The following is a 25,187-nucleotide window of genomic DNA, read 5'->3' as shown; positions in this document are numbered from 1 at the left end:
GGGGTAGTGCATTGGCTACTTGACACCATTGACCCGCTACACGCTTCAGTTATACTCGGCGGAATTAAGTTAAACGTTTTCCCTCACCACGGAGCCAACCCATGAGCCACGAACCCTCCCCGAAACCCTTCCAACGCCTGCTGCTGACCGGTGCCGGCGGCGGCCTCGGCACCCTGCTGCGCGAGCGCATCAAGCCGTGGGCGGAGGTGATCCGCGTCAGCGACGTGCGCGATATCCCCGCCGCGCAGGCCGGCGAGGAAGTCGTGCGCTGCGACCTGGCCGACCGCGACGCCGTGCTGGCGCTGCTCGACGGCGTGGACGCCGTGCTTCACTTCGGCGGCGTGTCCGTGGAAGAAGAGGCCAGCAAGATCGTGCAGGCCAATATCGTCGGCCTGCACAACCTGTACGAAGCGGTCCACAAGCAGGGCATCAAGCGCGTCATCTACGCCAGCTCCAGCCACGTGGTCGGCTTCTATCCCACCACCGAGGTGGTCGACGCCAGCGCGCCGCTGCGCCCCGACTGCCTGTATGGCGTGTCGAAGTGCTTCGGCGAAGCCCTGTCGCGCTACTACTACGACCGTTTCGGCATCGAGACCGTCTGCCTGCGCATCGGCTCCTCGTTCGAGGAACCGCGCAACGCGCGCATGATGGTCACCTTCCTGGCCCACGACGACCTGGTGGAGCTGGTGCGCTGCGCGCTGTTCACGCCCCGCGTCGGCCACACGATCACGTTCGGCGTGTCCGACAACACCGTGCGCTGGTGGGACAACCGGCAGGCCGCGCACCTGGGATTCGTGCCGAAGCACAGCTCGCGGCCCTATGCCGAACGCTTCCCGCAAGCCGGCGCCTGGCCGCCGGCGGACGACATCGCCGCCACGTTCCAGGGCGGCCCGTTCGTGCTGGCCGGGCCGATCTACAAGGATTGACCCCGCCGCGGTGACGTCGCTGCATTGACGTCCCGCTTTGCGGCGCCCTCCTTGCGGGACGGCGCCGCGGCCGCGGAGCGAAACGGTCAGAACTTCACATCCAGCTTGGCGCTGAAGTAGCGGAACACATCGCGCGGCGGCACCCAGCTGTCGACCGTGATGTTCGGCGACGTGGACGTCGGCCCGGCCCGGAAGCTCGGCCCGCTGGCGTTCGCGTTGGGGATGTAGAACCGGTCGAACAGGTTGTTGACGCGGAAGCTCAGGCGCCAGCGGTCGCCCGCTTCGCGGATGCCGAAGCCCAGGTCGGCGATCGTGTAGCCGGCGTTGACCGACCGCGGATCGTTGTTGATGTTGGTCTGGTAATCCCCCTGGTAGCGCACATTGCCGTTGACGAAGGCGCGAAACGGCAGCGACGTGAAGCGCATGTCGTAGTTGCTGCCGATATTGACCTTGATCTTCGGCGTGCCCGGGAACACGCCGCCGGACAGGTCCTGGATGCCGGTGGTGGCGCCGGCGCGGATCGGGAAGCACTGGCGGTTCCAGCCGCCCAGCGAACCGCCTTCGCCCAGCCCCGTGCCGCCGATCGCGGGATTGGTGTTGTCCTGGTAGCAGGGGCCGTTCTTCCAGTCGACGATGCTGGGCCGCGTGTAGGCCAGCGCGGCGTTGACCGACCAGTTCGCCGACAGCAGCATGTTGGCGTCGAGCTCGAAACCCTTGGTGCGGATTTTCGGGATCGAGTGGAGCTGGGTGTAGATGGTCGGGTCGTCCGGCAGCACGAACGAGGTGTTCTGCTGGTAGTGCTCGAAGTCGGTCTTGTAGACCGTCGCGGCGATCGACAGGCGGTTGTTGAACAGGTTGGCCTTCGCGCCCAGCTCGTAGGTGCGGCTGGTTTCCGGATCCACCGGGAAGGCGGCCGATGCGCGCAGGCCGCTGGTCACATCGTAGGCCTTGCCCTTGTGGCCGGTGGCCGTCATCGCGTACACCATCCAGTCGGCGTTGAGCTGCTTCTGGAGGCTCAGCTTGCCGGTGGTGGCCCAGTCCTCGTTGCCGCTGCTGCTGAACACGTCCACGCCCACCGGGCCGGGCACGAAGGTGGAACGGTCCAGCTGGTCGGTGTAGAAGCTGCGCTCGTAGTTGAAGCCGGATTCCTCGAGGTTGCGGCGCACGCCGGCGACCAGGGTCCAGGTGGGCGCGAAGTCCCAGGTGCCCTGGCCGAACACGGCCTTGTTCACGTTGTAGATGTCGGTGTAGTAGTTGGTGGGGCTCGATGGCGAGTTGGCCGCGCAGCGTACCGGCGCCACGCAGAAGCCGCGGATGAAGTGGCGGTCGATCTCGTTGCGGGCCCACCACAGGCCGGCCACGTAGCGCAGGGCGCCGCCGTCCGGCGAGACGAGGCGCAATTCCTGGGTCTTCGAGCGGATGTCGTAGGAGCCGAACTGGCTGTTGCCGACGGTGAAGCGGGTCTCGCCGGGGCGGGCGATGGTCGGCACGTCCGTGAAGTCCTGGTCGCGCGAGTCGTTCGCCTTGTAGCGCTGCCAGGACGAGATCGACATCAGCACCGCGTCGCTGGGTAGGGTGTACGACAGCTTCAGGCCCGTTCCGGTGGTGCGGGAACTGATCCCGGTGGGGAAGTCGCGCCGCACCGACCGGTTGTCCGGATTGGTGGGATCGATGCCGGCCAGGACCAGCGTGGCCGGCAATTGCGGATTGCCGTTCATGTAGGCGGTGGACAGGTCGACCGGCACGCGCGCCAGGTCGCCGTTGGCGGCCGAGCCGGTGGTGCGGTAGAACGCGTTCACGGCGGTGACGCCGCGCGTGTTCGACTGCTCGTTATATTGCGGCATGAAGTCGATGTCCAGGTTCGGAATCGGCGTCCACGTGAACTTCGCCATCATGGTCTTGCCGGACGATCCATTGACCTTCTCGCCGGTGGTCAGGTTGGTGAAGTTGCCCGGCATGTCGCTCTTGTTGACGGCGATGCGCATGCCGAAGGTGTCCGTCATCCGCCCGCCCACCGAAGCGGCCAGGCGCCATTCGTGGTCGTTGGTGTAGTAGGCGCTGCCCCGGTACACGACCGGCCCGCTGATCGGCTTGGTGACGATGTTGATCGCGCCGGCCACGGCCGACTTGCCGAAGAGGGTGCTCTGCGGGCCTTTCAGCACTTCCACGCGCGACACGTCGGCCAGGTCGCGGAAGGCCTGGAACTGCACGGCGATGGGGATATCGTCGATGATCACCGAGACGTCCGATTCCACGCCGATGCCGACCGACACAGTGCCGATGCCGCGCATGAACAGCGCGTTGTTGGCGGCGGTGGTGCCGGAAGCCTGGGTCAGCGATGGCGTGAGCGCGACGACATCTTCGATCTCGCGCACGTTATTGCGCTGCAGGGTTTCCTCCGACAGCACGGAAATGGCCATCGGCACGCTCTCGAGTTTTTCAACGCGCTTGTTGGCCGTGACGACCACCGACTGCAGCCGGTTCGGATCGGGCTGGGCTTCGGTTTCCGTGGCCAGCCTGGCTTGCGATGCCTGTGCGGTTTGCGTGGCTGGTGCAGCCTGCGTGGCGTCCCTGGCTTCCTGGGCCAGTGCGGGCGACGCCCACTGCGCGACGGCGAGCGCGACTACCGCGGCCACGCGCTTGCGCGCCGGCAGGGTTCGGGCTGCGGCCGGGCCTTCTCCTGCGGTGCGGGCACCCTCTGGTTCCATGGCCATGCCGGCCCCTGCGATTTCGCTCTTGTTCAATCTGGTCTCCTCCAATTGTTCAAAAAACAGCCGGGCCCGGGTAGCGGCCGCCGCGGTCCATCCCGCGGCGCCGATCCCGATGCTCCGGCCCCTTGTTTCAGCTGCCGCCCGGCGCCGCCTTCAGGCGCAGCAATGCTTCGAGAAAGTAGTGGCCGGCTTAGTCGAGCGGGATGCTGGGTTCCTGGGCCGCCGGGTTGTGGCGGGTGGCATGCTCGAGGACGAAACCGCCGTGTCCTCCGCGCTCGAGGGGAGTCATGAGGGAAGGGGATGAGGGGTGCAAGATGATTGTCTCCTGATATATTAGTTACGTCGATCGTAGGCAGGAGAAAGCACGAAGTCAATATAATAAGGAAAACGATTAACTTCGACTTGCAAAAGTGTTGCGGCTTTTGTTCAGGGGCTGGGGAAAGAATATGAGCCTGCCCGCACTAGCGTTCTTGCGACAGGTTGAGAAAACGTTTGCGCTGGTATCGTGGCCTGCCACGACCGGCTGCCACTACCCCCAACGGCGAACTGCTGGGGTCAGACCCGCCGGGTCTGACCCCGGAATCTGCACTTGGGGTGGGCTTATCTAAGCGGCATAAGGAGTAGACCCGTGTCTACCCCAGCCCTTCGCCGTCGGGGAAAATGCGTGCTCTTTTGACGCTTGACCGGACGGCGCTACAACCAAGGCCCGTCACCGCGCCCGGCGGCAAAGCGCCAGCCCAAGCACGCCGATGCCCAGCATCAGCCACGATGCCGGTTCGGGCACCAGCGAGATCGCGCCGGGGCCGCTGATGGTGATGCTGTAGGCACCGAAGTCGGCGCTGTCGAACCCGGCCATGACGAGGATGTACTCCTGCCCGGCATTCAGGTCCGTCGCGAAGCCGGAAGAAAAGGTCGTGGTCAGGTCGTCATCGGCACGCAGTCCGCCCGTAAGCGGGGTGGCGGGGTCGAAGGCCTGGTAGAGAAACAGGAAGGTATCGAAGTTCCCGGTGCCATAGATCGCATACTCTTCGGTCTCCGCGACAGTGAATTCGATGATGTCGTAGTGCGAACCGGTGCCGTTCGTCGACAGGGCGGAGAAATCGGCAAGCGGGCGGTCGAAAGCCGGGCTGCCGGTGGTATCGCCGGTGACGGTCACGATATCGGCACGGGCCGATTGGGCCAGTCCGGCAAGGAGGAAGATAATCGCTAGAGCGGGGCGGAACAGTGCGGATGGTTTCATGGCGTGCTCTCCGTGGATGGTGGGTTGCCTGACGATAGGCAGACCAAGTATCACGCCGCGATGGCGACTGGAGGTTGTCGCGCGGGGACAGCCGCAAAAAGTTCCTCGCGCCGCCTCCTCGCTGCGCAAGCCGGACAGCGCGGCGGCCCGCATCTATCCCTTAAGGCACGGGCGCGGCGCCCGTGCCCGGCCTAGAATGGGATTTTCCGACCAGGGAGTGCCCCATGACGACCCCTCGACAGCACCAGCCGGCGAAACGCCAGCTTCCCGCCAGCACCAGCCAGGCCAGCGTGCCAGATGACGAACTGGACGAGGCGCTGGACGAATCCTTCCCGGCGAGCGATCCCGTGGCGGTGTCGATCACCCACGTCGACATGTCCCCGACCCGGCCCGCGCCCGCGCCCGCGGTCAAACCCAGGTCCAGGCCGCGCTGACGCCTCGCGCGCCGCCCGCGCCGGTCACGCTCACAGCAGGACGCTCACAACAAAAATTTCCTGCTTCCATCCCCCGCCAGCGCCGCGGGGGCGCCGCTTTCGTCCTTCAACCCCACCCCGGTCAGCTGCCGCCGGCGCGCTTCGGCCAGCAGATAATGCAGCCGGGCCGCCGCCTCGCCATAGGTTTGCCCGGCGGGCCGCACGTTCGAGATGCAGTTGCGCCGCTCATCGGTCAGGCCCACGGCCGGCATCCACGTGATGTACAGGCCCATGCTGTCCGGCGAACTCAGGCCCGGGCGCTCGCCGATCAGCACCACCACAAGCTTCGCACCCAGCAGTTCGCCGACCTCGTCGCCGACTGCCACGCGCCCCTGCCGCACCACGGACAGCGGGGCCAGCGACCAGGGCCCGCCCTGCAAACGTTCGCGCAGCAGCGCGAGGAACGGTGCCGCGTGCTGCGTGACGGCGAGCGAGGAGAGACCGTCCGCCACCACGAAGGCCACGTCGAACGGCCGCGTATTCGCGGCGGACGGGTCGCGCCCTGCCAGCGCACGCGACGCCGCGTCCAGCCTGCGGCCCAGGTCCGGCCGCTGCAGGTAGACGTGGCGGTTTTCCGCGGCGCTGTGCAGCGCCAGGCAGGGAGCCGCTTCCGGCAACGCCGCTTCCAGCTCGCGCGCCAGCGCTTCGGCGTCGAGCGCGAGGTGGACTGCGTCGCGGGCGCGCGCATGAGCCAGCTGGAAGTCCAGCTGGGCGGCGGTAGGCTGGCTGACGCCCGTGTGGCCGAGCGCGATGCGCGCGGCGGTGAACTGGCGCAGCCCCTGCCAGGGATCGGGTTTGCCGAGGGGATCCGGCATGGCGGGCTCCTTCAGGAAAACTGCAGCAAAGCATGCTGGAACGGCGCGGGCAGCGTGCGGCCCAGGGTCGCTTCGCCGTCGGCGGTGAAGATGCCCAGGTCGCGCAGCCAGCGTTCGAACTCCGGCGCCGGCCGCAGCCCCAATGCGCGGCGCGCGTACAGCGCATCGTGGAACGACGTGGTCTGGTAGTTCAGCATGATGTCGTCCGAGCCGGGAATGCCCATCACGAAGGTGCAGCCGGCGGTGGCCAGCATCGTCAGCAGCACGTCCATGTCGTCCTGGTCGGCCTCGGCATGGTTCGTGTAGCACACGTCGCAGCCCATCGGCAGGCCAAGCAGCTTGCCGCAGAAATGGTCTTCCAGGCCGGCGCGCGTGATCTGCTTGCCGTCGTACAGGTATTCCGGGCCCATGAAGCCGACCACGGTGTTCACCAGCAGGGGTTCGAAGCGGCGCGCCACGGCATAGGCGCGCGCTTCGCAGGTCTGCTGGTCGACCCCGTGGTTGGCGTTGGCCGACAGCGCGCTGCCCTGGCCCGTCTCGAAGTACATCACGTTGTTGCCCACGGTGCCGCGCCCGAGCGACAGGGCGGCGGCGCGCGCCTCGTCCAGCAGGGCCAGGTCGATGCCGAAGCTGGCATTGGCCGCCTGCGTGCCGGCGATCGACTGGAACACCAGGTCCACGGGCGCGCCCCGTTCGATGGCGGCGATGGTGTTCGTCACGTGCGTGAGCACGCACGACTGGGTGGGAATGGCGTAGCGGGCGATGATCTCGTCGAGCATGGTGACGATGTGGATCACCTGGGCCACGTTGTCGGTGGCCGGATTGATGCCGATCACCGCATCGCCGCTGCCGTACAGCAGGCCGTCGAACAGGCTGGCGGCGATGCCGGACGCATCGTCCGTGGGATGGTTCGGCTGCAGCCGCGTCGACAGCGTGCCGGGCAGCCCGATCGTGTTGCGAAAGCGCGTCACGGGCCGGCACTTGCGCGCCACCAGCACCAGGTCCTGGATGCGCATGATCTTCGACACGGCGGCCGCCATCTCCGGCGTGATGCCGGGCGCCAGCCGCGCCAGCGCGGCCGTATCGGCTTCGTCGCCCAGCAGCCAGTCGCGCAGGTCGCCCACCGTCAGATGGCGCACGGGCGCAAAGGCGGCGGCGTCGTGCCCGTCGACGATCAGGCGCGTGACCTCGTCCGTTTCATAGGGCACCACGGCTTCGTTGAGGAAGGTGGTAACGGGCAGGGCGGCCAGTGCCATTTGCGCCGCCACGCGCTCTTCGGCGCTGCCGGCGGCCACCCCGGCCAGGTAGTCGCCCGAGCGCGCCGGCGTGGCCTTTGCCAGCAGCTCGCGCAAGCCGGCGAAGGTGTAGGTCCGGGCGCCGACGGTATGGGAATATTGAGGCATCGCTGTCGCGCTCCACTGTTGAGCATGGCGGTCAGAACGTCTGCGACGCGCTGATCACCAGTGCCGATCCTGCCACATGCTTGCCGGTGCCATCCGCATCGAAGAATGTCCACAGCGGGACGGCGCCGCGCGCCGCCTCGCCATCGTTGTGCATGGCGGCCAGGCTGAAGGACCAGGCCTTGTACTGCTTCGTCACGCCGATCTTCACGTCCGTGAAATCATAATCGCCCAGGTGCCGCAAGTGCTGCCGGCCGGCGTGCAGGTTGAGCACGAGGCCGGGCGCCAGCTCCGGCGACCAGTTCACTTCCAGGTAGCTGGTGCCCCGGGTTGCCACTGGCTGGCCGCTGAACGGATCGGCGGCGAAACCGAACCAGTGCTTGCTCAGGCCCACCCAGCCCGTCACATTGACGCTGCCCAGGTTGACCGCCAGCTTGGCTTCCTGCGTATCGTAGTCGATATGCCGGCCGCCCGACTGGTAGCCGGCGCCGGGGAACCAGTAGGTCACGATGCCGGCATCGATATTGTTGCCCTCGCCCCAGGCGAACCGGTAGCCGCCGTACACGTCGATCTCGGTGCCGCTGCCGTTGTTGTAGGCCGCCTGCGAGACGCTGGAGGCGAACAGGCCGAGGTACAGGCCGCTGGCGTGCACGCCATCGAACGTGCCCTGCACCACGGGCCGTTTCTGGGTCTGCGTCAGGCCGCGGAAGCGGTAGTCGGACGCCAGCGTGAGGTTGCCGGACAGCGTCCAGGGGGCTTCCTGGGCGGCCGCGCCGGCGGCCCAGGTGGCGATGGCGACGGAAACGAGCAGGTGGGCAAAGGTGCGGGGCATCAGATGGTCTCCACGGTAGGGGCGGCGGGATGCCTGTCGCGGCTGAGCAGGAACACGGCGTAGCCGGCGGCCAGCAAGCCGAGATAGACGCAGAAGATCAGGAAGTTGTAGTAGATCATGGTGACCAGGCACACCAGCGCCGCGATGACGGCGAAGCCCGGCACCCACGGATAGCCGGGCGCGCGCCACGGGCGCACCATGTCGGGTTCCGTGCGGCGCAGCTTGAACAGGCTGAGCATGCTGACGATGTACATCGTGATGGCGCCGAACACGGACATGGTGACGATATTGGCCGTCAGCGTCTGGCCGCCAAAGCTCACCCACTGGTCGCTGAAGATGGCGGCGATACCGATCACGCCGCCGGCCAGCACGGCCAGGTGGGGCGTATGCAGGCGCGGATGGATGGTCGCCAGCCGGCGTGGCAGGAAGCCTTCGCGCGCCAGGGCGAAGATCTGCCGCGAGTAGCCCAGGATGATGGCGTGGAAGGAAGCGACCAGGCCGAACAGGCCGAGCCAGACCAGCATGTGCAGCCAGCCGCTGTCCGCGCCGACGATGGTCTTCATCGCCTGCGGCAGCGGATCGTTGATGTTCGACAGCCTGGTCCAGTCGCCCACGCCGCCGGCGAACACCATCACGCCGATGGCCAGCGCCACCAGCGTGAGGATGCCGGCGATATAGGCGATGGGGATCGAGCGGCGCGGGTCCTTGGCTTCCTCGGCCGCCATCGCCACGCCCTCGATCGCCAGGAAGAACCAGATGGCGAACGGGATCGCCGCCAGCATGCCGGGAACCGCCGCCATGCTGAAGCCATCCTGTCCGGCCCAGCCGCCGCGCACGAAATTGGCCATCGAAAAGCCGGGCGAGACGACGCCCATGAAGACCAGCAGCTCGCCGATGGCCAGCACGGTGATCAGCAGTTCGAAAGTGGCCGCCAGCTGCACGCCGGCGATGTTGAGCGTCATGAACACGAGGTAGGCGCCCACCGCGATCCATTTCGGATCCAGGTCGGGAAACTGCACGTTCAGGTAGGAGCCGATCGCCAGCGCGATGGCCGGCGGCGCGAAGACGAATTCGATCAGCGTGGCCGCGCCGGCGAGATAGCCGCCGGTGGCGCCGAACGCCCGCTTGCTGTAGGCGAAGGGGCCGCCGGCCTGCGGAATGGCGGTGGTCAGTTCGGTGAAGCTGAAGATGAAGCAGGTGTACATCAGCGCGACGAAGATCGCCGTCACCGTGAAGCCCAGCGTGCCCGCCGAAGCCCATCCATAGCTCCAGCCGAAATACTCGCCGGAAATCACCAGCCCGACGGCGATCCCCCAGAGCTGGACAGTGCCCAGCGTTTGCCTGAGCGCCGGCGCGCCCGGTTTGCCTGCCATGTTCATGCTGTTCTCCTGTTGGCTCATGCATTGACATGCCCCACGCGGGAAGCGTCGTGGAACGCAAATTGCTAAACCGAGTGTAGGAAAGCTTCGCTCGACAACGTTAGTGGAAATCGGCAAAGTTCCCGTCAGTGCGGCGCATTTACCACGGCGGCGGCCACCCGCACCGCCGCCGGCAACCCCGTCCCAAGGTGAACCAGTCATGCACCAGATTGAAACCACATCCGCACCTTCCTGCCTCGCGGCGGAACCCGGCCTGCCGGTGGAACCCGGCATACTGCGGCGCGTCACGGCCGATGACGCCGACGACCTGGCACGCCATCTCACCGGCTGGGAGCAGGTCTACGACCAGATCACGTGCGGCGCCTTCGTCGGCGCGCTGGATGAATGGCAGCTGCCCGGCGTGCAGGTGTTCCGGGAACGCATCAACCAGTCGGTCCACCAGGCGTGCCGCGTACGCGAGGATGCGCTGTGGTTCGGCCTGCCGCTGGAGCTGGAGGCCAGCCGCATCAACGGCCGCAAGGCCGGCGCCGCCACGGTGATGGCCCGGCCGGGCGGCAAGGCCTTCGAACTGGTCACCCCGCGCGACCACGATATCTACGGCATCGTGGTCAGCCGCGGCCTGTGCGAGGAGAGGGCGCGGCAGCTGGGCTGCGAGGAAGGACTGGCGGGGCTCGACGGCGCAGAAATCCTGCGCGTCGACCCGGCCGCCCGCGGCGCCTGCCTGCGCATGCTGTCCGCCTTGCTGGACGGTGCCCGCGAGGGCGACGGCTGCGACGAAGCATCGGCCGAGGCCACCCGGCATCGCGTGGTGGACACGCTGCTGCGCATGCTCGGTGCGACCAGCATCGAAGCGGCGGCGCTGAAAAGCCAGCAGCGGCGCCGCGGCATCGTGGCGAAATGCCGCGACTACCTGTATTTGCACCGCGACCGGGCGGTCAGTATTCCCGAGCTGTGCGAACACGCCTGCGTCAGCCGCCGCACGCTGCAATACTGCTTCGAGGATGTATTGGGCGTCAGCCCGGTGGTGTACCTGCGCCGGCTGCGGCTCAACGCCATCCGCCGCATGCTGCGCGACGAGCCGCCGCATGCCCGCGGCATCGGCCGGCTCGCCGCCGACTGGGGCATCGATAACTTCAGCCAGTTTTCCAGCGACTACAAGAAGCTGTTCGGGAAAACGCCGTCGGCCTGCGCCAGGGGGGCCGCGCGCCCTGGCTGATCAAGGGCGTTCGCGCGATGTCTTCGCGTGCTGTCTTCGCGTGCTGTCTTCGCGGGATGCCTTATTTGCGCCCGGCCGCCGAACGGATGGCGCGGCTCACTTCGAACGATGCCTGGCGCGCCAGGCGGCCCAGGATCTGCGTACCCTCGGCGCCGAGCTTGCGCGGTTTGGTATCGATGACGCACAGCGAGCCGAGGGCAAAGCCCCGGTCGTCCATGATCGGCGCACCGGCGTAGTAGCGGAAATGCGGCGCACCCGCGACGGCGGGGTTGTCCGCGAAACGGGGATCGGTGTCCAGTTCGCAGATTTCCTGAACGCCGGACTGCAGCAGCGTGTGGTTGCAGAAAGCCCAGTCGCGCGGCGTTTCCCGCAGCTCGAGCCCAACCCGGGCCTTGAACCATTGCTTGTCCTCGCTGATGATGCTGATCAGGGCGACCGGCATCGCCAGGCTCAGGGCAGCCAGTTCGGCGATATTGTCCATCGTGGCTTCGCGCGCGCTGTACAGGAGCCCCGAGCGGTGCACCGCTGCCAGGCGCGCCGCTTCGTTGGCGCCCACGGGGAACGGCGCATCCAGCAGCGCCGGGGGCAGGGGCACCGGGATGCCGGGCTTCAGCGGCGAATGCTTCGCCAGTTCCTCGGTCAGGCCTTCCGGCCTGGCGTGCAGGGGAATCAGCGTGTAGCGCAGGTCGGGGCCCAGCATGGCGTCGATCCGTGCGGGCGGCAGGCCGGTCGCGATCACCAGCCGCAGGCGGTTCAGCAAGGGCACGTCCTGCAGCGCCGCCAGGAAGTCCGGCAGCAGGTCATCCGCCGTCTCCACCTGCACCACCAGCATGTCCGGCACGGTGGCGCCGAGCATCACCGCGGCGGCGACCGGATTGTCGAGACAGGAAATGCGTTCCGCCCCCAGGGACGTGAACGCGCCATACCAGTTCGCGTGGTGGCGCTCAGGGGCCAGCACGAGCACTTCCCAGTCCGGCGCCTTGACGTCGCCGCCCTGTGCCAGCGTTGCCAGCACATCGGACTCGTACATGCGCCGGTGGCCGCCGGGTGTCTTCCACGACGGGATCACGCCGCTTTCGATCCAGAGCTGCGCGGTGCGCGCCGAGACGCCGAGGATCTTCGCTGCCTGGGCCGTCGTGATGATGGAGCTGTTCATGGCCGGCAGTATAGCCGAGGCGCTGCCTGCGGGCGGGCGCGTGCCGTCACGGCGGCACCGTATCGAGCACGCCCTCGCCGGCCAATCGAGCGGCTTCGTCGATCAGCGCGCGCAGTTTCGGCTGGTGCTGGCTGCGCATCGGGAAATACAGGTACAGGCCGGACGTTTCCGGGACATGGCGCGCCAGCGTGCGCACCAGGCGCCCGCTGGCCAGCTCGCCGGCGATCTCGATGTCGGGCAGGCAGGCGATGCCGAGGCCCTGGCGCGCCAGCTCGGCGATCAACCGCGTATCGTTCGCGCACAGGGCGGCCGGGGTATCGATCTGGATCTCGCCCTCGCTGCCGGTGAAGCGCCAGGGCGGCAGGACGCCCGCGGTGGCGAAGCGATAGCGAATGGTCGCATGCTCCAGCAGGTCGCGCGGCGTGGCCGGCTCGCCGTGCCGGGCGAAGTAGGCGGGCGATGCCACCATCGACCAGGGCAGCGGGCGGCTGAGGCGGATGGCCACCATGTCCTGCGCGATCGCCTGGCCCAGCCGCACGCCGGCATCGTAGCCGGCCGCCACCAGGTCGACGAGCCCGTCGTCGAGCGACAGGTCGAACGTGATGTCCGGGTACTTCGCCCGCATGCGCGGCACCAGGTGGCGCGCCAGCAGGAAACCGAATGCGCGCGGCGCCGTGACGCGCAGATGGCCGGACGGCCGGGCCTGGAACCGGGCCAGTTCGGCGAATGCGCCATCGATCTGGTCCACCGCGGGTTTCAGCTCGGCCAGCAGGGCGGTGCCGGCATCGGTCAGCGAGACGCTGCGGGTGTTTCGCGTGAACAGCGTGACGCCATGCCGGTTCTCCAGGGCCCGGACGCCCTTGCTCACGGCGGTCGGGCTGACATTGAGGCGCCTGGCCGCCAGCGTGAAGCTGCGGTGTTCGGCCACGGCCAGGAACAGCCGGATCAATTCTAGCGAGCTCATCGAATTCATTATGAACCACAGGTTCATCGAGCATACCTGTACCGCTAGTTTTTCGCCATGGTGAGCGGCCCTACACTGGGTAAAACACTCAAGGAGAACACCATGAACGAGAAGCCTTCCACCTTGCCGCCTTCCCCTGTGCTGCCATCCGCCGTGGCGGCTTATATCCAGGCAGCGAATGACCAGGACGCCGCAGGCGTCGCCGCCTGTTTCGTTGCCGATGGCACGGTGCGCGACGAGGGGGCGACCCGGCGCGGCAGCGCGGAAATTGCCGCCTGGGTGCATGACACCGCCACGCGCTATCAGTCCAGCATCGAGCCGCTTGCCATGGTGGGCGACGATGCGCAGTGCGAACTCAGCGCTGTCGTGTCGGGGAATTTTCCCGGCAGTCCCGTCACCCTCAAGTTCCATTTCGTGCTGGTGCCAGGCGGTATCGCCTCGCTGGCGATCGGCGCGTGAAGCTCGACGGCGCATTATCCCAACGCAAAATAAATTCGATAGAATCGGAAAAATCGATATAATCGGCATCGCATTCAAAAAATGCAACAGCACGCCGGCCCTGTCGTGGCTCCTGGCGCCCTCCATCTATCGAAAGCATGCACATGACCAGTACGAACTCAACGGAACCCGGCTTCGCGGAAGCGGTCCGCGCCAACCAGCTGCACCTGTCCACGTCACAGAACACCCGCTTCGACTTCATCGTGTGCGGCGCCGGCTCGGCGGGGTCCGTCGTCGCGGCGCGGCTCGCCGAGAATCCCGAAGTGCGGGTGCTGCTACTCGAAGCGGGGGGCAGCGACGAGGTCGCCAGCGTCACCGATCCCGCGCAGTGGCCCCTGAACCTGGGCTCGGAACGCGACTGGGGTTTCATGGCCGAGCCGAACGAACACCTGGGTGGCCGCGCCATCCCCATGAACATGGGCAAGGTGCTGGGCGGCGGTTCCAGCATCAACGTGATGGTGTGGGCCCGGGGCCACCGCGCCGACTGGAACCACTTCGCCGCCGAGGCGGGCGACGATGCGTGGAACTACCAGTCCGTGCTGGGCATCTACCGGCGCATCGAGGACTGGCATGGCCCGGCGGACCCGGAGCGCCGTGGCCGGGGAGGGCCGGTCCACGTCGCACCCGCCGCGGATCCCAAGCCCGCCGCGACCCTGATGCTGGAAGCGGCCCGTTCGCTCGGCGTGCCGACTTTCGACAGCCCGAACGGCGCGATGATGGAAGGCGATGGTGGCGCGGCCCTGAACGACCTGCGCATCGCCGGCGGCAAGCGCCTGTCGATCTTCCGTTCCTATACATATCCGCGCATGGCCGCGCCGAACCTGACCGTCCTCACCGGTGCGCTGGTGTCCCGGCTGGTCTTCGAGGGCAGCCGGGTCACCGGTGTCGACGTCATCGTCGATGGCCGCCTGCGGTCGTTTACCGCGGAGCGCGAAGTCGTGCTGTCGCTGGGCGCGGTCAACACGCCGAAGGTGCTGATGCAGTCGGGCATCGGGCCGGAACAGGAATTGCGGCGGCATGGCATCGGCGTGCGCCAGCACCTGCCCGGGGTCGGCCAGAACCACCAGGACCATGTGTCGTTCGGCTGCATCTGGGAATACGCCGAACCGCAGGAAGTGGGCAATGGCGGCTCGGAAGCCACGCTGTACTGGAAGAGCGATCCCGCCCTCGACGCGCCGGACATGCTGCACTGCCAGGTCGAGTTCCCCGTGCCCAGCGCGGAGAATGCGGCGCTCGGCGTTCCCGCGCATGGATGGACGATGTTCGCGGGGCTGGCGCACCCCAAAAGCCGCGGCCAGCTGCTGCTCTCCGGGCCCGGCGCCGGCGATGCGATGATCATCCGGGCCAATACGCTGGCCGATCCGGACGACATGGAGGCGGCGCTGGCCAGCGTACGCATGTGCCGGGAGCTGGGCAACGCGGCGGCCTTCAAGGGCTTCGTCACCCGCGAGAGCATGCCGGGCAACCTTCACGCCGAAGACATGCGGCGCTACCTGCGCAATGGCGCCGTCACGTACTGGCACCAGTCGTGCACGGCGAAGATGGGGCGCGACGCCATGTCGGTGGTTAACGGGAGCCTGGAAGTGTATGGCGTGGCGGGCCTGCGCATCGCCGATGCATCGATCATGCCGCGCATCACCACCGGCAATACGATGGCGCCCTGTGTCGTCATCGGCGAGCGCGCCGCCGATGCCATCAAGGCGAAGTACGGGATCTGACGGTAGCACGGCTTGGATAAGCCCACCCCAAGTGCAAATTCCGGGGTCAGACCCGCCGGGTCTGACCCCAGCCCTTCGCCGTTGGGGTGAATGCATGCGCTTTCAATGTGTGTGGGTAACGCTTAACTTAGCGGCATCGGCATCTGACGGCCGGTCCGGTTTTTATCCCCGCGCCAGCAAGCGGCCCGTCATGCCCCGGCCCGCACGAGCACGCGGGCCGGTGAGCCGCTGACCCCGGCGAGCCGCAAGGGCATGGCGATGATGTCGCCAGTGGACGCCAGCTCGCCGATGTCTTCCAGCGTATCCTCGGCCAGGAATTTTCCCGCCTGCGCCACGCGGCGGTGGAACCACAGCGGGTCGTCGTGCGCCGGCGTCACGCAACCGACCATGACGATCATCCGGGGCGGCAGCGCCAGCAGGGCGTCGATGGCTGGCGTGGCGGCCCGGTGCGGCGCGCGGGCATCCAGCAGGAGGTGCGATTCGCCGGCCCATTCAGGCTGGAAGTCCGGGTCGGCGAGGTGTCCGGCCATGACCAGGCGATAGGTGCCGACGCACGCGGCGGCGGGCAAGGTGTCCAGCGTGGCGCCGCCATCGGCGAAGTGGCAGGGCGCGTCGATATGCGTGCCCGTCTGCGTGCCCAGCGCCAGGCGCCATACCTCGAAGCCCGCCGTAGCCCGTTCGGCCCAGCGCTCGACGACGAGCGGCGGGTCGGCATAGCCGTCTTCCCGGTAGATCCACAGATCCTCGTCCAGCGTGCGGGTCAGGTCGATCCATTCGCTCATCCGATGCTCCTCCGTGTCCTGGTCGATGGTACGCCCGGCGGAATGCGTGGCGTGGCGTCTACCGGTAATCGTCCGCCACCAGCCCGTACTTCTGCATCTTGTGGTACATGGTCTGCTTGGGCAGCGTGAGCGCGGTGCAGGCGGCGCCCACGTTGCCGGCCGCGCTGCGCAAGGCCTGTTCGATCAGGGCGCGCTCGAATGCGCCCACCTGGTCCGCCAGCGAGGCCGCAGGCGTCTCGGCCGCCGCCGGGCCGGTAGCCATGCCGGGCAGGGCGCCGCCCAGGCCCAGCACGTAGCGGTCGGCGGCGTTGCGCAGCTCGCGCACATTGCCGGGCCAGTCGTGCCGCAGCAGCGCCTGCATGTGCGCGGCGGGCACGGACGGCACGTCGCGCCGGTAGCGGCGGGCCGCGTCCAGCATGAAGTGCTCGAACAGCAGCGGGATATCGTCGCGCCGCTCGCGCAGCGGCGGAATGTGCAGCACGATCAGGTTCAGGCGGTAGTACAGGTCGGCGCGGAACTGGCCGGCCTTCACCAGCTCCTGCAGGTCGTCCTTCGAGGCGGCGATCACGCGCACGTCCACCGGCAGCGGCTGGACCGAGCCGAGGCGCTCGACATGGCGTTCCTGCAGCACCCGCAGCAGCTTGACCTGCATGGCCAGCGGCAGGCTCTCGATCTCGTCCAGGAACAGCGTGCCGCCCGAGGCGTGCTCGATCTTGCCCACCTGGCGCTTGCCCGCACCCGTGAACGCGCCCGCCTCATGGCCGAACAGTTCACTCTCGAAGATGGTTTCCGGGATGGCGCCGCAATTGATGGCCACATACTGGTGGCGCGCGCGCTCGCTGAATTCATGCAGGCAGCGCGCCACCAGTTCCTTGCCGGTCCCCGTCTCGCCATACACCAGCACATCGGCGGGCTGGCTGGCCACCTCCAGGATCAGCCGGCGCAGTTCGCGCATGGCGGGCGCGTTGCCGAGCAGCGCGGCATCGATGCCCTGGCTGTGCGCCAGGCGCTGGCGCAGCTCATGCACTTCCAGCTGCAGGCGGCGCTTGTCGGCCGCGCGCCGCACCACGTCGGCCAGCTGGACGGACGAGTAAGGTTTTTCAATGAAATCGTAGGCGCCGTCGTGCATGGCCTGGACCGCCATGGCGATATCGCCATGCCCCGTCACCAGGATAACCGGCAGGTCGGGATCGACTGCGCGGACCGCCGCCAGCAGTTCCAGCCCGCTCATGCCGGGCAGCCGCACATCGCTTACCAGCACGGCGCGGCCCTGGCTTGCCAGCAGCTCGCGCGCCGGTTCGGCGCTGTCGAAGGCACGCACGGTGAAACCGGCCAGGTCGAGCGCCTGGGCACTGCCTTCGCGCACGGCGGGGTCGTCCTCGACCAGGATGACTTCGATCGCATTCACATCCATTGCAATGGCTCCTCTCTGTTGCATCAGGGCCCCGCGGAGGCCGGCCGGAGTTCGATGATAAAGCAGGCGCCGGTGGCGGCGCCCTCGGCGCGCAGGGTGCCGCCGAAGTCGCGGATGATCTGTTCGGAAATGGCCAGGCCGAGCCCCAGGCCTTCGCCCTGCGGCTTGGTGGTGAAGAAGGGTTCGAACAGGCGCGCGCGCGCTTCGTCCGACAAGCCTGGGCCGCTGTCGGCGACACGGATCAGCACCGATCCCGGCTTTTCCCAGACGCTTACCGACAGTTCGCGGCGCGCGCCCCGCTCCAGCGTTCCCAGCGCGTCGAGCGCATTGCTCAGCAGGTTCAGCAGCACCTGTTCCAGCCGGTTGCTGTCGCACAGCGCATAGATGTCGCCCTGGCTGATGTCGAGCGTGAAGGCCACGTTGTCCAGCTGCAGGCGGCGCTCCACCAGCACCAGCGCGTTCGACACGGCGGTGTGCACCGAGACCGGCGCCAGGTCGGCGTTGGACTTGCGCGCGAAGCTCTTCAGCTTGCCCGTGATGCCGCCCATGCGCGCCACGATCTGCGAGATCTTGGCCAGGTTGTCGCGCGCTTCGGCCATGCGGCCGCGATCGAACAGCAGCACGGCATTGTCGGACATGGTGCGCAGCGCCGTCAGCGGCTGGTTCAGTTCATGGGTGATGCTGGCGGACATCTGGCCCAGCACGGCCATCTTGCCGGCCTGGTACAGCTCGTTCTGGGTGCGGTGCAGCTGCTGCTCGGCCTGTCGGCGCACGGCCATTTCATCGATCAGGCTTTGCGTGGTCTGTTCCAGCCGGGACGTGCGTTCGGCCACCATCAATTCCAGGTTGTTGTAGGCTGCCAGCAGTTGCTCCCTGGCTTGCAGGCGCTGGCGGTTGCCGCGCCGGCGCTGGCGCAGGTACAGGAACAGCACCACCAGGAAGCCGTAGGCCATGCAGGTGAACAGCACGGCCGCGCGGGCGTTGGCGCGGGCCTGGCTCAGGTCGGACAGGTAGATGAAGGTCCACTGGCGCGGTGCCAGCGAACGGGTTTGCGCCAGCAGGGGCGGCGCGGTGCCGCTCCTTGTGACGCCGGGTGTATCGATGACGAGCACGCGGGTACCGTCGGCGCGTGCCTCCTCGTGGCGGATGGGCAGCGGCGGCAGCGGCAGGCGGTGGTACTGGCGCGTCTGTGCCAGGCTGGCACGTACACTGGCGGGCAGCGGGCGCAGCGCGTGGTACTTCCAGGCCGGGAGCGACGACAGGAACACCACGCCGTTGGCATCGGCCAGCATCACCTTGTCCGCGCCCTGGATCCAGCCCCGTTCCAGCGCTTCGATATTGACCTTCACCACGGCCACGCCCAGCATGCGCCCGTCGCGGTACACGCCGCGCGCATAGAAATATCCCGGTTCGCCGCTGGTGGTGCCCACGCCGTAGAAGCCGCTGGGGCGGCCGCGCAGCGCGTTTTGCAGGTAGGGGCGGAAACCGATGTCGTCGCCCACGAAGCTGTCCTTCTGGCGCCAGTTGCTGGCCGCCAGCGTGCGGCCGCGCAGGTCGACGATATAAATGATGCGGGAGCCGGCCTGCCGGGACAGGCGCTCCAAATAGCTGTTGACTTCATGGCGGCGCGCCGCATCGCCGGGGTGTTCCAGCAGCGCCAGCACATCCTTGTCCAGCTCCAGCATGTGCGGCAGGAAGTCGTATTTGTCGAGCAGGTTTTCCAGGCTGGCCGCGTAGGTTTCCAGGCGTTGCGCACCTGCCGCGCGCAGCCGGTCCGTGCTGACCTCCCCGGTCCACCAGTAGGCGGCCCAGGCCAGGGCCACGCCGCCGGCGAGCGCCGCACCCCACGCCAGGCGCACCGGCTCGAACCAATGCCGACGCGGCGGCCGCCCGGGTGGGGCGGCCGCCGCGTCGGAGGGATCGGCAATGGTGTCGGGCAGGGCTGGCATCCCGGCAACTATAGCAAATGCGGCGTGCCGCGCCGCTTAGAACTTGTGGCGGATGCCGAGGTTCAGGGCGGCGTTGCCGGTGCCGTCGTCGCTGGCGTTGCCGACCTTGTAGCTGGCGCCGTTGTCGTTGTCGATATGGCCGTAGGCGGTGTACAGGTCGGTACGGGGCGACAGGCCGTACAGGTAGCCGATACCGAACTGGCGCGCATCGCGCTTGGCGGCCGAGCTGTCGTCGCGCTGGACGGCGGAGAACAGCACGCGGTGCGGACCGGTCACGTACGTCAGGCCGAGCAGCACGTCGCGGCTGTCGTCGCCCAGGCCGCGGTTGCGCGCGAAGGCGGCATGGCCGATCAGGTCGCCCAGCTTGTAGCGCACCACCACCGCCGAGTTGCTGGCGTGCTGCGGCAGCAGCGGGTCTTCGCGGCGATGGTGGGTGAGGATCACGGTCAGGTCGCCGGGCGCATACGTCACCGCGCCGCTCAGTTCGCGCCTGCGGGTGGCGTCGCCCGCCACTTCGCCCGCGCCGTATGCCACCTCGGCCGAGAAGCCGGCCATCACCGGGGTGCCGTACACCACCGAGTTATCCATGCGGCGGTTGGCCGCGATGATGTTCATCGCCTGCCCGGCCAGGCCATCCTCGAACGGGTCGGCGATGTCGCCCAGCGCCTTGTAGTAGGGCGAATACTGGCGGCCTGCCGTCAGGCTGCCGAACTTGCCGGCCAGGCCCACGAAGGCCTGGCGGCCGAACAGGCGGCCGCCCTGGCCGGACGTGCCGGTATCGATATTGATGCCGCTCTCCAGCGTGAAGATGGCGGACAGGCCGCCACCCAGGTCTTCCTTGCCCTTGAAGCCCAGCCGCGAGCCGTAGGCCACGCCGCCGGTGAGATTGGTGCTGCTGCCGTTCGGCGTGCCGTATTCCTTGACCAGGCCCGCGTCCATGACGCCGTAGACCTTGACTTCCGATTGTGCGTGGGCGGTGGCGCAGGCCATTGCCAGCGCGGCGGTGATTGCATATTTCATGGCATCTCCTTGTGGTTATAAATGTTGGGAATGATTGATGTGAGGGTTGAAAAATTCGTGTGCTTCATGCTGCCTGGATGTCGCGCGGCTTGTCGCGCGCCGGCGCCTCGTCGTCGAGCGCGCCTTCCCATTTCGCCACGACGGCCGTGGCCACCGCGTTGCCCACGGCATTGGTGGCCGAGCGGCCCATGTCGAGGAACTGGTCGACGCCCATCAGCAGCAGCAGGCCCGCTTCGGGGATGTTGAACTGCGTCAGCGTAGCGGCGATCACCACCAGCGACGCGCGCGGTACGCCGGCCATCCCCTTGGAGGTCAGCATCAGCAACAGCAGCATGGTGATCTGCGTGCCGACCGACAGGTCGATACCGTAGGCCTGGGCGATGAACAGCACGGCGAAGGTGCAGTACATCATCGAGCCATCCAGGTTGAACGAGTAGCCCATCGGCAGCACGAAGCTGGAGATGCGGCGCTCCACGCCGAACTTGTCGAGCGCCACCAGCAGCTTCGGATACGCCGCTTCCGAGCTGGCGGTCGAGAAAGCCAGCAGGAACGGTTCGCGGATCAGCCCGACCAGGCGGAACACGCGCGGACCCAGCACCGCGAAACCGGCACCGATCAGCAGCAGCCACAGGCAGAGCAGGCCCAGGTAGAAGCCGCCCATGAACTTGGCGAAGGTGGCCAGGATGCCCAGCCCGTTGGTGGTGACGACCGAGGCCATCGCGGCGAACACGGCCAGCGGTGCCATGACCATGATGGCGCCGGTAATGCGCAGCATCACCTGCGCCAGCTCGTCCACCACGGCCACCAGCCGCTTGCCGGATTCGCCCAGCGCGCCCAGCGCGGAACCGAAGAAGATCGAGAACACCAGCACCTGCAGGATCTCGTTGTTGGCCATCGCCTCGATGGGCGACTTCGGCACCACGTGCGTGATGAAATCCTTCAGCGTGAACGCCGCGGTCTTCAGGCCGGTGGTCGCGTCGGCGGGGGGCAGCGGCAAGCCCAGGTTGGTGCCCAGCTGGAGCAGGTTGGACAGCCCCATGCCCAGCGCCAGCGACACCAGCGAGGCCAGCACGAACCAGGCGAAGGCCTTGGCGCCGATGCGGCCGGCAGCCTTGCCGTCGGCCAGGTTGGCGATGCCGATGGTCAGCGTGGAGAACACCAGCAGCGCGATGATCATCTTGATCAGGCGCAGGAAGATATCCGTCACCAGCGAAATGTGGCCGGATATCGCCGTGGTGACGGCCTTGTCGGGGAAGATCGTATGGCAGGCATAGCCCACCGCGATGCCGAGCAGCATCGCGATCAGGATATACAGGGTGAGAGGGCGCCTTTTTTGCATTGCAGTCTCCGTTTTATAGAAACCGCGGTGGGCCACCGCGGCGGTGGGTCGTAGATAGCAAATGCCATGCCACTCTTGTCGGATTGTCCAAGTTATTGTTTTTATTGGAATTGATGCCGACGGCGGCGGCCGTGTGTCTGAAAAATTGGACGGGATTCGGCGGGGCGGTCCAAGACTCAGGACGGGCCTTGGCGAGCGGGCCCGGGGTACTGCTTCTGCGGGTTGCCTGGCAACGCAGACGGGATGTCAGCCAAGGTCTGCCCTTGCAATGTCAGGACGGCGATCTATACTGTATGGATATACAGCAATTTGATCTTGGGCAAACGGGGCACTGAAACCGGTATTGGAACAGGAACAGGAACCGGAACCGGAACCGGCGATGGCTCAACGATGGGGCTTGGCAAGCTGGTCAAGAGAATCCAAGCCCGGATTGCGATCAACCGCGGGGTCTGGGCCGTCGAGCGAGCACCAGGCTTTCCAGCGAGTTGGAGGTATATCGTTGTTTTCCGCTTTTTTCCGCTTGTTTTCCAACCTGAGGAGATACGCCATGATCCACGAACTGTTTGCCTACCTGTGCGTGCGCGACGCCAACGCGGCGATCGATTTCTACGGCAAGGCCTTCGGCGCGACCGAGAAGTTCCGGCTGACCGAACCCGGCGGCCGCGTCGGGCATGCCGAGCTCGATTTCGGCGGCGTCACGCTGATGCTGTCGGACGAGTATCCGGAATTCGGCATCAGCGGCCCGCGCGGCGTAGAGAGCCCGCCCGTCACGATCCATCTGCACGTGGACGATGCGGATGCGGTGGTGGCCCGCGCGCTGGAGGCGGGCGCCAGCCTGAAGCGCGAGGTCCAGGATGAATTCTATGGCGAGCGCGGCGGCGTCGTGCGCGATCCGTTCGGGCACCGCTGGAACATCGGGCACAGCATCGAGGAGCTGAGCGCGGAAGAGATGCAGCGCCGCTATACGGTCTACATGCAGCAGCCGGCGGGGTAGGCGGGCAGCCGTGAGGTCGCGGCCGGCACCGTGCAGCGCACTTCCAGGCGGCCGGTTCCTCATGCCTGCCGGGCCTGTCGTATTCCGGTAACAAAAGCCTCCTAAGATGGGACGCAGGATACGCGGCAGTTCGGGGCAATCCCCGCTGCCGCCGGTCCGGCGCGCGCTGGCGACATGATTTCGTTGCATCGTCCGGCCGGACTATGTTAACGTTAACGCTCATCGTCTCGCCAGTGCCGCGCAAGGCAGCGCCACGCCCACCCACCCATCACGGAGGATGCATGACCCGACTTTCCCGCCGCCGCTTCCTGGGCGGCACGGCCGCTGCCGGCGTGCTCGGCGCCATGTCGCCGCTGCTGCGCGAGGCGCTGGCGGTGCCGGCGCGCCGCGCCACCGGCACGCTGGCCGATGTGCGCCACGTCGTCATCCTGATGCAGGAAAACCGTTCGTTCGACCATTATTTCGGCACGCTGGCCGGGGTACGCGGCTTCGGCGACCGCATGGCGATTCCGCTGCGTGACGGCCGCACCGTCTGGCAGCAGCACAATGGCCGCCGCATCGTGATGCCGTACCGGCTCGATGCCCGCGCCGGCAATGCCCAGCCGGCGCTCGACCTGCCGCATACCTGGCCGGACGCGCAGGCGGCATGGGACGACGGCCGGCTGAACGCCTGGCCGCGTTCCAAGACCGATGCGTCGATGGCGTACTACACCCGCGCCGAACTGCCGATCCAGTTCGCCCTGGCCGAGGCGTTCACGCTGTGCGATGCCTATCACTGCTCGCTGCAGGGTGGCACGAATCCCAACCGGCTGTTCCTGATGACCGGCACCAACGATCCGTCCGGCCGGCATGGCGGCCCGGCGATCGACAACCGCATGGAAGGCTTCGGCCCGCCGGAACAGGGTTTTACCTGGGCCACCTACCCGGAGCGGCTGGAGGCGGCGGGCGTCAGCTGGAAGGTCTACACGGACATGGCGGACAACTACGACTGCAACATGCTGACGACGTTCCGTACCTTCCGCGAAGCCCACGCATCCCGTCACAATGCTGCGCGACCGAACGCGCTGGCGGACAAGGGCATCAGCAGCACGCTGGGCAATGCCACGCTGGACGGCTTGCGCGACGATGTCGTCAACGGCCGCCTGCCGCAGGTGAGCTGGGTGATCTCGCCGCGCCTCTATTCCGAGCACCCGGGGCCGTCGACGCCGGTGCAGGGCGGCGCCTACACGCTGCAGGTGCTGGAAGCGCTGCTGGCCGATCCCGAGGTGTGGAGCGGTACCGTGTTCCTGCAGATGTACGACGAAAACGATGCCTTCTTCGACCATGTGCCGCCGCCGGCACCGCCGGCGCTGCTGCGCGACGGCACGCGCTCGGGCAAGTCGACCGTCCCCTTCGGCGACGAGTGCCACGGCGACGGCCTGCTGTACGGGCTGGGGCCGCGCGTGCCGATGGTGGTGATGTCGCCATGGAGCAAGGGCGGCTGGGTCAATTCCGAGGTGTTCGACCACACGTCCGTGCTGCGCTTCCTGGAGCGCCGTTTCGGCGTGGCCGAACCGAACATCAGTGCCTGGCGCCGCGCCGTGTGCGGCGACCTGACGAGCTGCTTCGACTTCGCTTCGCCGGATGCCGCCACGCCGCGCCTGCCGGTATTCGGCACGGCGCAGGCCGATGCGGAACGGGCGCGCCAGCGCGCCACGCCCGCCATCGACGTGCCGGTGGAAGGCGCGCAGGCGGCGCCCCGGCAGGAACCAGGCACGCGGCCCTCGCGCGCGCTGCCGTATCGGCTGGAAGTGCGGTTTGAAGTGCAGGATGCGCGGCTGGAAGCGCCGGCCGCACCGGGCGCCAGCGGCGTGCCGCTCACCTTCGTCAACAGTGGCACCGCGGGCGCCGTGTTCCACGTCTACGACCGGCTGCGGCTGGGCCGTCCGCCGCGCCGCTACACGGTCGAAGCGGGCAAGGAGCTGGCCGAGCTGTGGACTCCGCCCGGGGAGGCGGGCGCCATTCCGCCCGAGGCTTACGACCTGTGGATCCTCGGCCCGAACGGCTTCCATCGCGCGCTGCGCGGCAGTGGCCCGCAGGAACTCGCCGTGCATGCGGTGCGGGAGGGCGATCGTCTCGCGCTGGAACTGCGCAATACCGGCACCGTGGCACGCCAGGCCACGCTGACCATGCTGGCCTATGCCGATGCGGCACCGCGCACGGTCACGGTGGCGCCGGGCGGCGTCGAACGCATCCGGCTGCCCGGTCCGTGGTACGACGCGCAGGTGGAGAGCAACGGCGCGGCATGGCGCTTTGCCGGCCGCGTCGAGACAGGGTTCGATGGCACCAGCGATCCGGCCATGGCCGCTGGCCAGTGAGGTG

20 protein-coding genes are annotated in these 25,187 nt (G+C 67.6%); 7 read left to right on the top strand and 13 right to left on the bottom strand.

The features are described 5' to 3' along the window. The first annotated feature begins 101 nt into the window (after nt 1–101). Complete coding sequence (locus EYF70_RS17100; RefSeq protein ID WP_131146479.1) at nt 102–926, top strand: NAD-dependent epimerase/dehydratase family protein; 825 nt, start codon at nt 102–104, stop codon at nt 924–926. 86 nt (nt 927–1,012) lie between these two features. Here EYF70_RS17100 and EYF70_RS17095 read toward each other — a convergent pair whose 3' ends face one another. Together EYF70_RS17095 and EYF70_RS17090 are read right to left on the bottom strand one after the other, a co-directional pair. Next, on the bottom strand, nt 1,013–3,670 hold the full coding sequence (locus tag EYF70_RS17095; protein ID WP_131146478.1) for a TonB-dependent receptor: 2,658 nt from the start codon (nt 3,668–3,670) through the stop codon (nt 1,013–1,015). A gap of 676 nt (nt 3,671–4,346) precedes the next feature. After that, complete coding sequence (locus EYF70_RS17090; protein WP_165497708.1) at nt 4,347–4,877, bottom strand: PEP-CTERM sorting domain-containing protein; 531 nt, start codon at nt 4,875–4,877, stop codon at nt 4,347–4,349. A 224-nt stretch (nt 4,878–5,101) separates the two neighbouring features. On the opposite strand from EYF70_RS17090, the gene EYF70_RS17085 reads away from it, so the two are divergent. After that, nucleotides 5,102–5,311 carry a hypothetical protein gene (locus EYF70_RS17085; RefSeq protein WP_131146476.1) on the top strand — a complete coding sequence of 70 codons (210 nt, stop codon included), beginning with the start codon at nt 5,102–5,104 and terminating at the stop codon, nt 5,309–5,311. Nucleotides 5,312–5,355: 44 nt separating this feature from the next. Here EYF70_RS17085 and eutC read toward each other — a convergent pair whose 3' ends face one another. The 4 genes from eutC to eat are packed head-to-tail and all read right to left on the bottom strand — an operon-like array spanning nt 5,356 to nt 9,797. Then, nucleotides 5,356–6,165, bottom strand: coding sequence for an ethanolamine ammonia-lyase subunit EutC (gene eutC / locus EYF70_RS17080; protein ID WP_131146475.1), 810 nt, complete (start codon nt 6,163–6,165; stop codon nt 5,356–5,358). Nucleotides 6,166–6,176: 11 nt separating this feature from the next. Beyond that, a complete protein-coding gene (locus EYF70_RS17075; RefSeq protein WP_131146474.1) occupies nt 6,177–7,568 on the bottom strand; it encodes an ethanolamine ammonia-lyase subunit EutB in 1,392 nt (463 codons plus the stop codon). A gap of 31 nt (nt 7,569–7,599) precedes the next feature. Continuing rightward, nucleotides 7,600–8,397 (bottom strand): TorF family putative porin, encoded by a 798-nt coding sequence (locus EYF70_RS17070; protein ID WP_131146473.1) that lies wholly within the window; start codon nt 8,395–8,397, stop codon nt 7,600–7,602. Next, nucleotides 8,397–9,797 (bottom strand): ethanolamine permease, encoded by a 1,401-nt coding sequence (gene eat, locus EYF70_RS17065; RefSeq protein ID WP_131146472.1) that lies wholly within the window; start codon nt 9,795–9,797, stop codon nt 8,397–8,399. The genes EYF70_RS17070 and eat overlap by 1 nt, the downstream gene beginning before the upstream one ends. Nucleotides 9,798–9,975: 178 nt before the next feature. Here eat and EYF70_RS17060 point away from each other — a divergent pair, with 178 nt between their 5' ends. Then, nucleotides 9,976–10,992, top strand: coding sequence for a helix-turn-helix domain-containing protein (locus EYF70_RS17060; RefSeq protein ID WP_131146471.1), 1,017 nt, complete (start codon nt 9,976–9,978; stop codon nt 10,990–10,992). Nucleotides 10,993–11,053: 61 nt separating this feature from the next. Here the strand turns inward: EYF70_RS17060 and EYF70_RS17055 are convergent, their stop codons facing one another. Both EYF70_RS17055 and EYF70_RS17050 read right to left on the bottom strand, forming a co-directional pair. After that, a complete protein-coding gene (locus EYF70_RS17055) occupies nt 11,054–12,148 on the bottom strand; it encodes a GAF domain-containing protein (protein WP_131146470.1) in 1,095 nt (364 codons plus the stop codon). A gap of 46 nt (nt 12,149–12,194) precedes the next feature. Next, nucleotides 12,195–13,112, bottom strand: coding sequence for a LysR family transcriptional regulator (locus EYF70_RS17050; protein WP_131146469.1), 918 nt, complete (start codon nt 13,110–13,112; stop codon nt 12,195–12,197). A gap of 102 nt (nt 13,113–13,214) precedes the next feature. Between EYF70_RS17050 and EYF70_RS17045 the strand changes: the two genes are divergently transcribed. Together EYF70_RS17045 and EYF70_RS17040 are read left to right on the top strand one after the other, a co-directional pair. Further along, the gene (locus EYF70_RS17045) at nt 13,215–13,571 is read left to right on the top strand and encodes a nuclear transport factor 2 family protein (protein WP_131146468.1); all 357 of its coding nucleotides are present in this window, start codon (nt 13,215–13,217) and stop codon (nt 13,569–13,571) included. A 143-nt stretch (nt 13,572–13,714) separates the two neighbouring features. Continuing rightward, nucleotides 13,715–15,328: a GMC family oxidoreductase gene (locus EYF70_RS17040; RefSeq protein WP_131146467.1), complete on the top strand. Its 1,614-nt coding sequence runs from the start codon at nt 13,715–13,717 to the stop codon at nt 15,326–15,328. A gap of 188 nt (nt 15,329–15,516) precedes the next feature. On the opposite strand, the gene EYF70_RS17035 is transcribed toward EYF70_RS17040, so the two are convergent. The 5 genes from EYF70_RS17035 to EYF70_RS17015 all read right to left on the bottom strand — a co-directional run bounded on the left by EYF70_RS17035 (nt 15,517) and on the right by EYF70_RS17015 (nt 21,832). Next, nucleotides 15,517–16,110, bottom strand: a complete 594-nt coding sequence (locus tag EYF70_RS17035) for a cyclase family protein (RefSeq protein ID WP_131146466.1) — start codon at nt 16,108–16,110, stop codon at nt 15,517–15,519. A 58-nt stretch (nt 16,111–16,168) separates the two neighbouring features. After that, entirely contained in the window at nt 16,169–17,524 is a 1,356-nt protein-coding gene (locus EYF70_RS17030; protein ID WP_165497706.1) for a sigma-54-dependent transcriptional regulator, read from the bottom strand. A 23-nt stretch (nt 17,525–17,547) separates the two neighbouring features. Continuing rightward, complete coding sequence (locus EYF70_RS17025; protein ID WP_131146465.1) at nt 17,548–19,473, bottom strand: sensor histidine kinase; 1,926 nt, start codon at nt 19,471–19,473, stop codon at nt 17,548–17,550. 36 nt (nt 19,474–19,509) lie between these two features. Next, the gene (locus tag EYF70_RS17020) at nt 19,510–20,493 is read right to left on the bottom strand and encodes a porin (RefSeq protein ID WP_131146464.1); all 984 of its coding nucleotides are present in this window, start codon (nt 20,491–20,493) and stop codon (nt 19,510–19,512) included. A 64-nt stretch (nt 20,494–20,557) separates the two neighbouring features. Next, nucleotides 20,558–21,832, bottom strand: coding sequence for a dicarboxylate/amino acid:cation symporter (locus EYF70_RS17015; protein ID WP_131146463.1), 1,275 nt, complete (start codon nt 21,830–21,832; stop codon nt 20,558–20,560). A gap of 547 nt (nt 21,833–22,379) precedes the next feature. Here EYF70_RS17015 and EYF70_RS17010 point away from each other — a divergent pair. Continuing rightward, entirely contained in the window at nt 22,380–22,826 is a 447-nt protein-coding gene (locus EYF70_RS17010) for a VOC family protein (RefSeq protein ID WP_131146462.1), read from the top strand. A gap of 281 nt (nt 22,827–23,107) precedes the next feature. Beyond that, the gene (locus tag EYF70_RS17005) at nt 23,108–25,183 is read left to right on the top strand and encodes a phosphocholine-specific phospholipase C (protein WP_131146461.1); all 2,076 of its coding nucleotides are present in this window, start codon (nt 23,108–23,110) and stop codon (nt 25,181–25,183) included. Nucleotides 25,184–25,187 lie beyond the last annotated feature (4 nt).

Source organism: Pseudoduganella albidiflava (genome assembly GCF_004322755.1).
Lineage (GTDB): Bacteria > Pseudomonadota > Gammaproteobacteria > Burkholderiales > Burkholderiaceae_D > Rugamonas > Rugamonas albidiflava.
This window is presented reverse-complemented; position numbering and strand designations above follow the sequence as displayed.

Bases quoted from the DNA above. Each gene is read 5' to 3' on its own strand.
- EYF70_RS17100 (WP_131146479.1), top strand. From the start codon at position 102: ATGAGCCACGAACCCTCCCCGAAACCCTTCCAACGCCTGCTGCTGACC.
- EYF70_RS17090 (WP_165497708.1), bottom strand. From the start codon at position 4,877: ATGAAACCATCCGCACTGTTCCGCCCCGCTCTAGCGATTATCTTCCTC.
- EYF70_RS17085 (WP_131146476.1), top strand. From the start codon at position 5,102: ATGACGACCCCTCGACAGCACCAGCCGGCGAAACGCCAGCTTCCCGCC.
- eutC (WP_131146475.1), bottom strand. From the start codon at position 6,165: ATGCCGGATCCCCTCGGCAAACCCGATCCCTGGCAGGGGCTGCGCCAG.
- EYF70_RS17075 (WP_131146474.1), bottom strand. From the start codon at position 7,568: ATGCCTCAATATTCCCATACCGTCGGCGCCCGGACCTACACCTTCGCC.
- EYF70_RS17070 (WP_131146473.1), bottom strand. From the start codon at position 8,397: ATGCCCCGCACCTTTGCCCACCTGCTCGTTTCCGTCGCCATCGCCACC.
- eat (WP_131146472.1), bottom strand. From the start codon at position 9,797: ATGAGCCAACAGGAGAACAGCATGAACATGGCAGGCAAACCGGGCGCG.
- EYF70_RS17060 (WP_131146471.1), top strand. From the start codon at position 9,976: ATGCACCAGATTGAAACCACATCCGCACCTTCCTGCCTCGCGGCGGAA.
- EYF70_RS17055 (WP_131146470.1), bottom strand. From the start codon at position 12,148: ATGAACAGCTCCATCATCACGACGGCCCAGGCAGCGAAGATCCTCGGC.
- EYF70_RS17050 (WP_131146469.1), bottom strand. From the start codon at position 13,112: ATGAGCTCGCTAGAATTGATCCGGCTGTTCCTGGCCGTGGCCGAACAC.
- EYF70_RS17045 (WP_131146468.1), top strand. From the start codon at position 13,215: ATGAACGAGAAGCCTTCCACCTTGCCGCCTTCCCCTGTGCTGCCATCC.
- EYF70_RS17040 (WP_131146467.1), top strand. From the start codon at position 13,715: ATGACCAGTACGAACTCAACGGAACCCGGCTTCGCGGAAGCGGTCCGC.
- EYF70_RS17035 (WP_131146466.1), bottom strand. From the start codon at position 16,110: ATGAGCGAATGGATCGACCTGACCCGCACGCTGGACGAGGATCTGTGG.
- EYF70_RS17030 (WP_165497706.1), bottom strand. From the start codon at position 17,524: ATGGATGTGAATGCGATCGAAGTCATCCTGGTCGAGGACGACCCCGCC.
- EYF70_RS17025 (WP_131146465.1), bottom strand. From the start codon at position 19,473: ATGCCAGCCCTGCCCGACACCATTGCCGATCCCTCCGACGCGGCGGCC.
- EYF70_RS17020 (WP_131146464.1), bottom strand. From the start codon at position 20,493: ATGAAATATGCAATCACCGCCGCGCTGGCAATGGCCTGCGCCACCGCC.
- EYF70_RS17015 (WP_131146463.1), bottom strand. From the start codon at position 21,832: ATGCAAAAAAGGCGCCCTCTCACCCTGTATATCCTGATCGCGATGCTG.
- EYF70_RS17010 (WP_131146462.1), top strand. From the start codon at position 22,380: ATGATCCACGAACTGTTTGCCTACCTGTGCGTGCGCGACGCCAACGCG.
- EYF70_RS17005 (WP_131146461.1), top strand. From the start codon at position 23,108: ATGACCCGACTTTCCCGCCGCCGCTTCCTGGGCGGCACGGCCGCTGCC.